Raw genomic sequence first — 12,504 nt, 5'->3', positions numbered from 1 at the left:
GTTCAGGCAACTTTCTTTTCAATCTGGGCGAGCACTTCGGCGGCCCATTCCTTCGGTGCCATCGGGAAGCCGAGGCGGGCGCGGCTGTCGAGATAGGCTTGCGCCACGGCACGGGCCAGGTTGCGGATGCGGCCGATGTAGGCGGCGCGCTCGGTGACCGAGATCGCGCCACGGGCGTCGAGCAGGTTGAAGGTGTGCGCCGCCTTCAGCACCTGTTCGTAGGCGGGCAGCGCCAGTTGGGCGCCCATCAGGTGCTGCGCCTGCTTCTCGTGCGCGCCGAAGGCGTGGAACAGGAAGTCGACGTCGGAATGCTCGAAGTTGTAGGTCGATTGTTCGACTTCGTTCTGGTGATAGACGTCGCCGTAGGTCAGGCCGTCGGTCCAGACGAGGTCATAGACGTTTTCGACGCCTTGCAGGTACATCGCCAGGCGTTCGATGCCGTAGGTTATTTCGCCGGTGATCGGCTTGCAGTCGATGCCGCCGACCTGCTGGAAGTAGGTGAACTGGGTCACTTCCATGCCGTTCATCCAGACTTCCCAACCGAGGCCCCAGGCGCCCAGCGTCGGGTTTTCCCAGTCGTCCTCGACGAAACGGACGTCGTTCTTCTTGAGGTCGAAACCGAGGGCTTCGAGCGAGCCGAGATACAGCTCGAGAATATTGTCCGGCGCCGGCTTGAGCACCACCTGGTACTGGTAGTAGTGCTGCATGCGGTTCGGATTCTCGCCGTAGCGGCCATCCTTCGGGCGGCGCGAGGGCTGCACGTAGGCGGCTTTCCACGGCTCGGGGCCGATGGCGCGCAGGAAGGTGGCGGTATGGCTGGTGCCGGCGCCGACTTCCATGTCGTAGGGCTGCAGCAGGGCGCAGCCTTGGGCGCTCCAGTATTGCTGCAGACGCAGGATGATTTCCTGGAAGGTGGGCTTTTTCGTGGAACTGTTGCTGGTCGTCATCGGACGCACTCGAAAAGACGGAAGACCTTGAATTTTACAAGCTTTTAGCGGCCTTGGTCAGAGTGGCGCAAAGCTTGAAAAATAATGAACGTCGTTCAATAATTAACGAAGTTATTTTATTGAGGACGCCAATATGCCGATCCATCGCATGCCCCAAACTGGTGACGAGCCGCCTGGCCGCCGCGAGCGCAAGCGCCAACAACAACTCGACCATATTGCCGATACCGCCTGGGCGTTGTTCGAGGCCGAGGGCTTCGAGGCGGTGACGATGGAGCGCATCGCCGAGGCGGCCGATCTCTCCAAGGTCACGCTGTACCGGCATTTCCCGGTCAAGGAAGCCTTGCTGCGCCATGTCTTTCATCGCGAACTGCGCGCCGCCTGGCCGGACATCCAGCCGGAACTGGCCTGGGCGGCGCCGGGGCGAGCGCGGCTGGCCCGTTTTCTCGAATTGCAGGCGGCGTGGTGCGAGAGCCGGCGCGCATTTCTGCTGCCCTACACCCGCTTTCGCCTGAGTGATTCCCGGCTGCCGGCCGAAGGGCGCGAGCGCAGCGGCATGGAAGCGATCTTCAGCGAGCTGATCGCCCAGGGCCAGGCGGCCGGCGAATTCCGCGCCGACCTGCCGGTCGCGCTGCTGGCGATGCATTTGCAATTTGCTCATCTGGCGACGCTGCTGCGCTGCCTGACCGACGATCGCCTGGCGCTGGCCGACGAACTGGCGACCATGCTCGATCTGGTCTGCAACGGCATGGGAGGGCGGTCATGAGCCCGGAGATGGGGTTGGTTCCGGCGACGGCTGCCGCCGATGCGCCGCCGCAGGTGGTCGGTGGCAAGGGGCGCCAGCTCGGGCGGTTGCTGCGCTACGGCCTGCCGGTGCCCGACTTTTTCGTGATTCCCGCCGCCTGGAGCCGGCAGCGCGGCGCCGGTGTGCCGCTCGAACTGCAGCGGCTGTTGCAGGCCGAACTGACCGCACGCGGCTGGCTGGATAAGCCGCTGGCCGCGCGCTCGTCGGCGCTTGGCGAGGATGCGGCAGCGGCGTCGTTCGCCGGCATCTACCGCTCCTGTCTGAATATTGGCGATTTTTCGGCGTTGACCGCAGCGATTGCCGAGGTCTGGGCTTCGCTCGATACGCCGACCGCGGCGGCCTACCGGCAGCGGCTGGGCATCGCTGGCGACGTGGCGATGGCCGTCGTCGTCATGCCGCTGCTGGCGGCAGAGGCCTCGGGCATCGCCTTCACCTGCGACCCGGCCAGCGGCCGCGAGGATCGGATCATCGTGCACGCCAACTGGGGCCTGGGCGAAAGCCTGGTCGGCGGCGAGGCGGCGGGCGACGAGTATGTCTTCGCCGAGGACAGCAGCGATACCTGGCGCTTGATCGAAACGCGGATCGGCAGCAAGGCGACGATCAGCCGGCCAGCCGCGGCGGGCGGCACCGTGCGCGAGTCATTGCCACCGGCAAAGGCGCAGGCGGCAGTGTTCGACGCCGGGCAGGCGGAGCGCCTGGTCGCACTGCTGCGCGATGCGGCGGTCGCCTGCGATTTCGTGGCGCCGTTCTACGATTTCGAATGGGTCTGGGACGGTGGGCAATTCTGGCTGACCCAGGCCCGGCCGGTGACGCGGCGCCCGCACTACACCTACCCGGCCCTGCGCGGCCAGCCAGCGCTCTGGACGCGCGGCAATACCTGCGAAATCATGCCCGAGCCTCTGCAGGCGATGGACTGGAATTTCTCGCGGCGCGGCTGCAACGATCTGCTCGAACAGGGCTGGAAACTGGCCGGCTACCCGCTGCTGCCCGGCGTCCAGCGCGCCGGACTGTTCGATGGGCGGCTCTACCTCGAAGCCTCGATCCTGCAGTGGGAGGCCTGGGACGGCATCGGCCTGCTGCCCGAGCGCTTCAATGCCCTGATGGGCGGCCATCAGCCGGTTATCGCGAGCACGCCGCCGAACTGGCGCGAACGTCTGGGCCGGATCGCCAACACGCTGCGTTACCTGCGCCAGGCGCCGGCGATGGGGCGGCGGGGCGATGCGGAAGTCGCCCAGGCGCGGGCCATTGCCCGGCAACTACGGGATGTGCCCCTGCCGGAGTGCAATGAGGAGATCACGGCCTTGCTACTGCGCGTGCTCAAGCCCGCCCGTGAGTTTGCCGGCATGTTCTTCCTGCAAGGCTCGGGGGGCGGCAGCCTGAGCCTGCTGCTCGACACGCTGGAGCGCGCTTTTCCCGGCGAGAGCGCGGCGCTCGGGGCGGCGCTGCTGGCCGGTGGCGAGCCGAGCGTGACGGCCGAGCAGGGGTACGCCTTGCTCGACCTGGCCCGCCAGGCAAAATCGGCCAAAACCGGCGGTCGACCGCAGGACGACCCGGAATTCGCCGCGGCCTTCGCCGCCTTTCTCGACCGCTATGGCCATCGCGGCCATTACGAGACCTACCTGCGCAGTCCGCGCTGGCATGAGGAGCCCGAACAACTACTCGAGCAGTTGCCGGCGCTGGCCGAGGTCGACGCCGCCGCGCTGCGTGCCCGCATCGCCGAACGCAGCGCGCGGTTCGCCCGCTGGCAGGCGACCGAGGCGCGCGAATGGCTGGCACTGGCGCCGGCTGGCCAGGCGCTGCCGGTGCTGCGGTCGACCGATGAAAAACCGGCAAAACCGGACGAGGCGGGAGGTTTCCGTGGCGTCGCCACCGGGACCGGCGTGGCGCGTGGCCGGGTCCGCCGGCTGCGCCATCCATCCGAGGGGCTGGCGCTGCAGCCGGGCGAGATTCTCGTCGCGCCGTCCACCGATCCCGGCTGGACGCCGCTGTTCCTCAAGGCCGGCGGCCTGGTCGTCGAAACCGGCGGTTACCTGTCGCACGGCGCCATCGTCGCCCGCGAATTCGCCTTGCCGGCAGTGGTCAATCTGCCCGGTATCGTCGACCAACTGAGGGATGGCGAATTGATCGAGGTCGATGGCATCGCGGGCATGGTCCGGCGTCTGGTCGAGGTGGTCTGAGGGGCGGCGGGCGATCTTTTTTTGTCCGCGCCGAGATGCACCGGGAGCCTGTCGACATGCGGCCTGGCGCCCGGTGTGTTGGTGTTTGTGCAACATTTTTAGGCGATGCCTGGCCGGTGTTTGTTGACAATATTCAATTAAATCAATAGAGTGCGATTCGTGTTGCGGTGCAACATCGGTTTTTCCGGCGCCAGCCCTGGTGCCTTGCGGGTTTCGGCCTCTTGCCACTTTCCCCCGCCCTCGCCGATGTCGTACCCCCTGTAACCGTTCGCTGCCGGAGAAGTTTTCGGTAGTGGCAACAGTGAAGGAGGTCGCATGTTCGCTTCGACTACTCTCTCTCCCGCCGTACAGCGGGTCTCAACAGTCGTTTATGTCCTGCTCCAGAAATTTCTGATGGCGGCCGGGCTGGTTTTTGTGTTTGTGCTGCTCGGTTTGCTGAGCGGTTATCTGAATCTGTCGGACAGCCTGAAGTCGGCTGCCCCGGTCAGTGAAGCGGCAGCCGTTGCCGCCACCGAAGAGCCGGAAAGCCCGTCGCCCGAGGCAACGCCCTCGGCTCTCAATCCGCGGATGCGCGGTGCGCTGGATTACGTTTCCCGGCGCTACCGGGTGTCCACCGACGCCTTGCAGCCGATCTTCGCGACGGCGCAGACGGTCGGCCGCGAGTTGCACCTCGACCCGCTGCTGATCATCGCGGTGATCGGCGTCGAGTCCGGCTTCAATCCCTTTTCGCAGAGCGTGTTTGGCGCCCAGGGCCTGATGCAGGTCGTGCCGCGCTTCCATCTCGACAAGTTGCCGGATGAAGCGGCTCCCGCCGCCTTCCTCGACCCGGTGACCAATGTCCAGGTCGGGGCGCGCGTGCTGAAAGAATCGATTAGCCGTAACGGCGGGCTGGAAGATGGCCTGCAGCAGTTCGGCGGTGCCAGCAACGACCCGGAACGGCGCTACTCATTGAAAGTGCTGGCCGAGAAGCAACGCCTGGAACAGGCGACGCAACGCCTGCGGACGACCTGAGGCCGTCAGCGTCGGCGTGACGGCAGCTGGCTGAACAGCAGACAGAGGCCGGCGAGCAGCAGGAAGGCGTAGTTGCCGACGCGGGCGTAGGGCGTCAGGCCCTGATGGGCGCGCACTTCGCCGCGCAGCACGCCGGTGGTGAACGGCGGCAGCACCGCCTGCACCTTGCCGCTGGCCGAGACGATGGCGGTCATCCCGGTATTGGTCGCCCGCAACATCGGGCGGCCGGTTTCGGCGGCGCGCATCTGGGCGATCTGCAAATGCTGCGGCTGGGCCAGCGAATGGCCGAACCAGGCAGTGTTCGACAGGTTGGCCAGGATGCCGGCCTGGGTCAGCACGCCGATCAGCTCTTCGCCGAAAACATCCTCATAGCAGATGTTGACCGCCACCTTCTGGCCGGCGACGGCGAGCGGCGGCTGGTTTTCCGGGCCGCGTGAGAAGGACGACATCGGAATGTTGGCGTGCGCCATGAACCACGCAAAGCCGGGCGGAATGAACTCGCCGAAGGGCACCAAGTGGCGCTTGCTGTACACCTGGGTCGGCGAGATGCCGAGGCTGACGGCGCTGTTCCAGTAGGCATCGGGGTCGCCGCTCAAGGTGCCGGTAATCAGGTCGCCGCCATGCGCCCAGACGGCCTTTTGCAGGCGTTCGACATACATCGGCGGCAACTGGTTGAAGAAGATCGGCAACGCCGTTTCCGGCAATATGGTCAGTTGGGCCGGGTTCTGCTCGATCAGTTGCTGGTAAAGGCTCAGCGTGCGCAGGAAGGCTTCCGGCCGAAACTTCATTTCCTGCGGCACATTGCCCTGGATCAGCGCGACGCTGACCGGTTCGCCGACCGGCGTCGTCCACGGCAGCTGGCGCAGCACGAAGCCGCCGATGATCAGCAGTGTCGCGAAGATCACCCCGGTCCGCCAGCGGACGAGCAGGGCGCCACTCAGGGCGACGAGCAGTGACAAGCCATGGACGCCAAGCAGCGGCGCGAAGCCGCTCAAGGGGCTGGGTGCGGCTTGCGAATAGCCGAGGGCGAGCCAGGGAAAGCCGGTGAAAATCCAGCTTCTCAGCCAGTCGACCGCAGCAATCAGCGCCGCGAAGCAGAGCGCCTGCCGCCACAAGCCGTTCGGCTGCCAGCGTTTGAAAATGCCGCCGGCCAGCATCGGGAACAGCGCCATCACGGCACAGAACAGGAAGGCGGCCGGTCCGGCCAGCCACCACGGCATGCCGCCGAAGACGGAGAGGCTGACGTAAACCCAGGAAACGCCGGTCAGGAAGAAGCCGAGGCCGAACGCCAGGCCGCTCAGGGCCGCCTGTCGCGTCGTTCCGGCGCTGCGCAGCAACTGGAAGAGGCCGAGCCAGATCAGCGGGGCCAGCCAGAACAGGCCGAAAGGGGCGAAGCACAGCACGCCGGCGACCCCGGTGGTCGCGGCGATGAGGTAGCGCACTGCCGGGTGTCTAGCCAGTAAAGTCTTCAGCACCGGCTTCGGATTTGGGCGGCGGGGTAACGAGCAGCGTGTACAGGCGGCGGCTGTCGGCGCGCAGGACCTGGAAGCGGACGCCTTCGATGTCGACGATCTCGTTGCGTTTCGGGACGCGGCCGAGGTGACGGAGGACCAGGCCGCCGACGGTATCGAATTCCTCGTCGGAGAATTTCGTCGTGAATGCCTCGTTGAAGTCCTCGATTTCGGTCCGTGCCTTGACCCGGTAACGGCCGGAGGCGTCGAGGCGGATGTTGTCGTGCGCTTCATCGAAGTCGTATTCGTCCTCGATGTCGCCGACGATCTGTTCGAGCACGTCCTCGATGGTGACCAGGCCGGCGACGCCGCCGTATTCATTGACGACGATGGCCATGTGGTTGCGCGAAACGCGGAACTCGCGGAGCAGCACGTTCAGCCGCTTCGATTCGGGGATGAAGACAGCCGGGCGCAGCCAGTCGCGCAAATCGAAACTCTCTTCGGTGTGGATGCGCAGCAGATCCTTGGCGAGCAGGATGCCGAGCACCTTGTCGCGGTCGCCATCGACCACCGGAAAGCGCGAGTGGGCGGCTTCGATGACGACGGGGACGATTTCGCTCATCGGGTCATCGACGTCGATGACGTCCATCTGGGCCCGCGGAATCATCACGTCGGTCACCCGGGTGTCGGAAGCGGCCAGCGCACCTTCAATGATGGTCAGCGCATCGGCGTCCATCAGGTTGCGCTCGTAGGCGGCGTGCAATATTTCAAGTAGCTGCTCGCGATCTTCAGGTTCGCGCAGCAGCAGGGAGGTCAGTCGTTCGATAAAACTCGGTTTACTGTCACTATCCATGATGTTTAAACCGCATACGGGTCTGGATAACCCATCGCGGCGAGAATCTCCCTTTCTTTATTTTCCATGGCCTCGGCATCATCGTCATTGTCATGATCCCAGCCCTGCAAATGCAGCATACCATGCACCACCAAGTGGGCGTAGTGGGCGGCCAGCGGCTTGTTCTGCTCGGCCGCTTCGCGCGCCACGACGCTCGGACAGATGACCAGGTCACCCGTCACCAGCGGTTCGGTGTCATACGGAAAGGACAGTACGTTGGTCGCGTAGTCCTTGCCGCGGTACTCGTTGTTCAGTGCCTGCCCCTCGTCGGCGTCGACCAGGCGGATGGCGATTTCGCCGCCGCCGATCAGCGCGGCCCGTGCCCAGCGCACGAAATCTGCCCGTAAGGGTAAGCCCTCGCGGTTACAGGCATATTGCACCGACAGGTTAAGGCGTTTGCTTGGCGTGGGATTCATAGGCGGCAACGATGCGGGCGACCAGCGGGTGGCGGACCACGTCTTCCTTGGTAAATTCGGTAAAGGCCAGGCCGCGCACGCCCTTCAGGATGTCGTGCGCTTCGCGCAGGCCGCTCTTTTGCCCCTTGGGCAGGTCGATCTGGGTGATGTCGCCGGTGACGACGGCCTTGGCGCCGATGCCGATGCGAGTCAGGAACATTTTCATCTGTTCCGGCGTCGTGTTCTGCGCCTCATCGAGAATGATGAAGGCGTGGTTCAGCGTCCGGCCGCGCATGAAGGCGAGCGGGGCGATCTCGATGGCGCGCTTTTCGTAGAGCTTGCTGACCCGGTCGTGGCCCATCAGGTCGTACAGCGCGTCGTAGAGCGGGCGCAGGTAAGGGTCGATCTTCTGGGTCAGGTCGCCGGGCAGGAAGCCCAAGCGTTCGCCGGCTTCGACCGCCGGCCGGGTCAGGATGATGCGCTCGACCAGGTCGCGTTCGAAGGCATCGACGGCGGAAGCGACGGCAAGATAGGTCTTGCCGGTGCCGGCCGGACCGATGCCGAAGGTGATGTCGTGTTCCTGGATCGCCTTCAGGTAGGCGACCTGGCGCGGCGTACGGCCGTGCAACTCGGTCTTGCGGGTGACCAGTTGCGGCCCGTCGACCGGGCCTTCGGCCTTTCGCGAGATGCGGCGGACCGGGGCGTTGATCAGCTCGATCAGGCCGAGCTGGATTTCATCGACCGACAGCGGCTCACGCGCCATGCCGTAGAAATGGCGGATGGCGTCGGCGGTCAACGCGGCTTTTTCGCCGGAAATCGAAAAGCGCTCGTTGCGTCGGCGAATGACGACATCGAAGCCGGTTTCGATCTGCCGGATGTTCTCGTCGAGCGGGCCGCACAGATTGGCCAGCAACACGTTGTCGACCGGCGCCAGTGTGACTTCCGCTGGCTTGCTTTTCGGGGCGGTTCTGGTGCCAGCCGTTGGTTTTATGGCATTACTCTTCTCGGATGACAATTTCGCCCCTCAGGCTGTGCGGCAAGGCCGACGTGATGCGGACATCGACGAAGGTGTTGATCAGCCGCGGATTGCCGATGAAGTTGACGATACGGTTGTTGTCGGTGCGCCCGGCCAGTTCGTGGGCGTCCTTTTTCGAGACGCCTTCGACCAGCACGCGCTGGATGCTGCCGACCATGGCCTGGCTGATTACCTGCGCCTGCTCGTCGATACGTTTTTGCAAACGCGACAAGCGAGCCGATTTGACTTCGGCCGATGTCGAATCGTCCATCTCGACGGCCGGGGTGCCGGGACGCGGGCTGTAGATGAAGGAGAAGGAGTTGTCGAAGCCGACATCGTCGATCAGCTTCATCGTCTTCTCGAAGTCCTCATCCGTCTCGCCGGGGAAGCCGACGATGAAGTCGGAGGACAGCGAAATGTCCGGCCGCGCCGCGCGCAGCTTGCGGATGATCGACTTGTACTCGATGGTCATGTAGCCGCGCTTCATCGCCGCCAGCACGCGGTCCGAGCCGGCCTGGACCGGCAGGTGCAGGTGCGAGACCAGCTTCGGTACCTTGCGGTAGGTCTCGATCAGGCGATCGCTCATTTCGCGCGGATGCGACGTCGTGTAGCGGATGCGCTCGATGCCGGGAATTTCGGCGATGTACTCTATGAGCAGCGCCAGATCGGCCTTCTCGTCAGTTTCCGCCATGTCGCCGCGATAGGCATTGACGTTCTGGCCGAGCAACGTCACTTCGCCGACGCCGTTGGCGGCGAGGCCGGCCACTTCGGTCAGCACGTCGTCGAACGGGCGCGACACTTCGCCGCCGCGGGTGTAAGGCACGATGCAGAAGGTGCAGAACTTCGAACAGCCTTCCATGATCGAGACGAAAGCCGAGGCGCCTTTGACTTCGGCCGGCGGCATGGCATCGAATTTCTCGATTTCGGGGAAGGAGACGTCGACCGCCGCCTTGCCCTTCTCCTTGCGCTCGGCAATCAGCTGCGGCAGGCGGTGCAGGGTCTGCGGTCCGAACACCACGTCTACGTAAGGCGCACGAGCGACGATGGCGTCGCCCTCCTGACTGGCGACGCAGCCGCCGACTCCGATCACCAGATTGGGATTCAGCTTCTTCAGGTGCTTGACCCGGCCAAGGTCGTGAAAAACCTTCTCCTGCGCCTTTTCGCGCACCGAGCAGGTATTGAACAGAATGATGTCGGCCTCTTCAGGGTTGTCGGTTTTGACAACGCCTTCGGCGGCATTGAGAACGTCGGCCATCTTGTCCGAGTCGTACTCATTCATCTGGCACCCAAAGGTGCGGATGAACAGTTTTTTGGGCATGGATATTACTTCGCAGAATGGTGGGTGCCGCTTCGGCAACCCGGGTGCGGGAAAGTTTCGAATTATAACCGAGCACAAATTCGTTGACCGCCAATCAGAGCCACCCTATAATCCGCGCCCTCAAGCGTGGTGATGTAGCTCAGTCGGTTAGAGCGATGGATTCATAACCCATAGGTCGGCAGTTCGATTCTGCCCATCACCACCAGAAATGCAGAAGCCGCTGATCCGAAAGGGTCAGCGGCTTTTTCATTTGTTGGCCGCGCCATGTGCGGCACGTAGGTGTGGCACATGGCTGGCGTCGTACTTAGGCTTTTGGCGCGGCCGGCTTCAGCTGGCGTTGCCGGATCTCGAATTCCTTACGCAGGTCGCGCCGGATCTGGGCGGCCTGGTGGCGGCGGATTTCGTCGGGGGTTTGCGGGGTTAGGGCGGGGACCACGGTCGGCTGGCCTTGTTCATCGACGGCTACCATCGTGAAGAAGCAGCTATTTGCGTGGCGGATCACTTGCGCCCGGATGTCCTCGGTGAGGACTTTGACGCCGACTTCCATCGAGGTGTTGCCGGTGTAATTGATCGAGGCCAGGAAAGTGACCAGTTCGCCGACGTGGATGGGTTGGCGGAACATGACCTGGTCGACGGACAGGGTGACGACATACTGGCTGGCGTAGCGGCTGGCGCAGGCGTAGGCGACCTGGTCGAGCAGCTTGAGGATGGTGCCGCCATGGACGTTGCCGGAGAAGTTGGCCATGTCCGGCGTCATCAGGACGGTCATGGCGAGTTGATGTTTGGGGAGGTGCATGCGTGAATTTCCTATTGGTGTGGCGAAGGCAGTATAGCCATGCGTTCCCCAAAAAATAACAGCCCGCAGAAGCCAATTCTGCGGGCTGTATTTCGGGCGAGGCCGGATTCTCAGGCGGGGGCCGAGGTCCGGATCAGGTGGTCAAAGGCGGCGAGCGAGGCGGTGGCGCCGGCGCCCATGGCGATGATGATCTGCTTGTAGGGCACAGTTGTGCAGTCGCCAGCGGCGAAGACGCCGGGTACGTTGGTCTGGCCCTTGGCATCGATTTCGATTTCGCCGCGGTTGGACAGCCCGACCGTGCCTTTGAGCCAGTCCGTGTTGGGTAGCAGGCCGATCTGCACGAAGATGCCTTCGAGATCGATGCGCTTCACTTCGTCGGTGTCGCGATCCTTGTAGATCAGCCCGTTGACTTTCTCGCCGTTGCCGGTGACTTCGGTCGATAGCGCTTTGACGATGACCGTCACGTTGGGCAGGCTGTGCAGCTTTTTCTGCAGCACGGCGTCGGCGCGTAGCTGGCCATCGAATTCAAGCAGCGTGACATGGCCGACGATGCCGGCGAGGTCGATCGCCGCCTCGACCCCGGAGTTGCCGCCGCCGATGACCGCCACGCGCTTGCCCTTGAACAGGGGGCCGTCGCAGTGCGGGCAGTAGGCGACGCCTTTGCCGCGGTATTCCTGCTCGCCGGGCACGTTCATTTCGCGCCAGCGGGCGCCGGTGGAGAGGATGACGGATTTGCTTTTCACCGAGGCACCGTTGTCGAGCTTGATCTCGATGAGGTCGCCGGGGATCAGTTGTGTGGCGCGTTGCAGGTTCATCACGTCGACGTCGTAATCCTTGACGTGTTCTTCGAGGCCCATGGCCAGTTTCGGGCCATCGGTGGCCTTGACTGAAATGAAGTTCTCGATCGCCAGCGTGTCCATGACCTGGCCGCCGAAGCGCTCGGCCAGCAGACCGGTGCGGATGCCCTTGCGGGCAGCGTAGATGGCGGCTGCAGCGCCGGCCGGGCCGCCGCCGACGACGAGCACGTCGTAGGCTTCCTTGGCATTGATCTTTTCGGCATCGCGGGCGGCGGCGCCAGTGTCGAGCTTGGCGATGATTTCCTCGATGCTCATCCGGCCGGCGCCAAATTCGGCGTCACCCTGGAAAACGGTCGGTACGGCCATGATCTTGCGGCGCTCGACTTCACCCTGGAACATGCCGCCGTCGATCATCGTGCTGGTCACGTTGGGGTTGAGCACGGCCATCAGGTTGAGCGCCTGCACAACATCCGGGCAGTTGTGGCAGGACAGGGAGATGAAAGTCTCGAAATTGAAGCTGCCGGGCAGGGCCTTGATCTGCTCGATCACGGCGGCATCGACCTTGGGTGGGTGGCCGCCGGTTTGCAGCAGGGCGAGGACCAGCGAGGTGAATTCGTGACCCATAGGGATGCCGGCAAAGGTGATGCGCGGCGCTTCACCGGGCTGGCCGATGGCGAATGAGGGGCGCAAGGTGGCGTTGCCGTTCTCGCGCAGGCTGACTTTGCTGGAAAGGGCGGCGATGTCGACCAGCAGGCCGCGCATTTCCTGCGCCTTGGCACTGTCGTCAAGCGAGGCGACGAGTTCGATCGGGCGTTGCAGTTTTTCGAGGTAGGCCTTGAGTTGAGCCTTGATGTTGGCGTCGAGCATGATGTTTTCCTTGTGCTGAATTTCACTGATTTGCCG

11 protein-coding genes and 1 tRNA gene are annotated in these 12,504 nt (G+C 64.0%); 4 read left to right on the top strand and 8 right to left on the bottom strand.

The genetic code is table 11. The annotated features are described in order from the left end of the window. Nucleotides 1–2: 2 nt before the first annotated feature. A complete protein-coding gene (gene glyQ, locus GH663_RS00265) occupies nucleotides 3–947 on the bottom strand; it encodes a glycine--tRNA ligase subunit alpha (protein WP_066885186.1) in 945 nt (314 codons plus the stop codon). Between the two features lie 148 nt (nucleotides 948–1,095). Here glyQ and GH663_RS00260 point away from each other — a divergent pair, with 148 nt between their 5' ends. The 3 genes from GH663_RS00260 (at nucleotide 1,096) to GH663_RS00250 (ending at nucleotide 4,937) form a co-directional block, all read left to right on the top strand. After that, entirely contained in the window at nucleotides 1,096–1,710 is a 615-nt protein-coding gene (locus tag GH663_RS00260) for a TetR/AcrR family transcriptional regulator (protein ID WP_211371028.1), read from the top strand. Then, nucleotides 1,707–3,926 carry a PEP/pyruvate-binding domain-containing protein gene (locus tag GH663_RS00255; RefSeq protein ID WP_153129762.1) on the top strand — a complete coding sequence of 740 codons (2,220 nt, stop codon included), beginning with the start codon at nucleotides 1,707–1,709 and terminating at the stop codon, nucleotides 3,924–3,926. Before GH663_RS00260 ends, GH663_RS00255 begins: the two co-directional genes overlap by 4 nt. A gap of 315 nt (nucleotides 3,927–4,241) precedes the next feature. Further along, a complete protein-coding gene (locus tag GH663_RS00250) occupies nucleotides 4,242–4,937 on the top strand; it encodes a transglycosylase SLT domain-containing protein (protein WP_153129761.1) in 696 nt (231 codons plus the stop codon). Between the two features lie 5 nt (nucleotides 4,938–4,942). Here the strand turns inward: GH663_RS00250 and lnt are convergent, their stop codons facing one another. From lnt to miaB, 5 genes are read right to left on the bottom strand one after another with little or no spacing between them, the layout of a single operon-like run. Further along, the gene (lnt, locus tag GH663_RS00245; RefSeq protein WP_246181460.1) at nucleotides 4,943–6,379 is read right to left on the bottom strand and encodes an apolipoprotein N-acyltransferase; all 1,437 of its coding nucleotides are present in this window, start codon (nucleotides 6,377–6,379) and stop codon (nucleotides 4,943–4,945) included. A 10-nt stretch (nucleotides 6,380–6,389) separates the two neighbouring features. Further along, the gene (locus tag GH663_RS00240) at nucleotides 6,390–7,241 is read right to left on the bottom strand and encodes a CorC family transporter (RefSeq protein WP_066885172.1); all 852 of its coding nucleotides are present in this window, start codon (nucleotides 7,239–7,241) and stop codon (nucleotides 6,390–6,392) included. Nucleotides 7,242–7,246: 5 nt separating this feature from the next. Further along, on the bottom strand, nucleotides 7,247–7,612 hold the full coding sequence (ybeY, locus tag GH663_RS00235; RefSeq protein WP_343029819.1) for an rRNA maturation RNase YbeY: 366 nt from the start codon (nucleotides 7,610–7,612) through the stop codon (nucleotides 7,247–7,249). Between the two features lie 55 nt (nucleotides 7,613–7,667). Then, the gene (locus GH663_RS00230; protein ID WP_153129758.1) at nucleotides 7,668–8,690 is read right to left on the bottom strand and encodes a PhoH family protein; all 1,023 of its coding nucleotides are present in this window, start codon (nucleotides 8,688–8,690) and stop codon (nucleotides 7,668–7,670) included. Then, nucleotides 8,671–10,008: a tRNA (N6-isopentenyl adenosine(37)-C2)-methylthiotransferase MiaB gene (gene miaB / locus GH663_RS00225; protein ID WP_153129757.1), complete on the bottom strand. Its 1,338-nt coding sequence runs from the start codon at nucleotides 10,006–10,008 to the stop codon at nucleotides 8,671–8,673. The genes GH663_RS00230 and miaB overlap by 20 nt, the downstream gene beginning before the upstream one ends. Before the next feature lie 128 nt (nucleotides 10,009–10,136). Between miaB and GH663_RS00220 the strand changes: the two genes are divergently transcribed. Further along, nucleotides 10,137–10,213 (top strand) — tRNA-Met (locus GH663_RS00220). A gap of 99 nt (nucleotides 10,214–10,312) precedes the next feature. On the opposite strand, the gene GH663_RS00215 is transcribed toward GH663_RS00220, so the two are convergent. Both GH663_RS00215 and ahpF read right to left on the bottom strand, forming a co-directional pair. Further along, nucleotides 10,313–10,804 (bottom strand): acyl-CoA thioesterase, encoded by a 492-nt coding sequence (locus GH663_RS00215; RefSeq protein ID WP_153129756.1) that lies wholly within the window; start codon nucleotides 10,802–10,804, stop codon nucleotides 10,313–10,315. A gap of 110 nt (nucleotides 10,805–10,914) precedes the next feature. Beyond that, the gene (gene ahpF, locus GH663_RS00210) at nucleotides 10,915–12,468 is read right to left on the bottom strand and encodes an alkyl hydroperoxide reductase subunit F (protein ID WP_153129755.1); all 1,554 of its coding nucleotides are present in this window, start codon (nucleotides 12,466–12,468) and stop codon (nucleotides 10,915–10,917) included. Between the last annotated feature and the right edge of the window lie 36 nt (nucleotides 12,469–12,504).

The sequence above is a fragment of the Dechloromonas hortensis genome (assembly GCF_009469765.1).
Lineage (GTDB): Bacteria > Pseudomonadota > Gammaproteobacteria > Burkholderiales > Rhodocyclaceae > Azonexus > Azonexus hortensis.
This window is presented reverse-complemented; position numbering and strand designations above follow the sequence as displayed.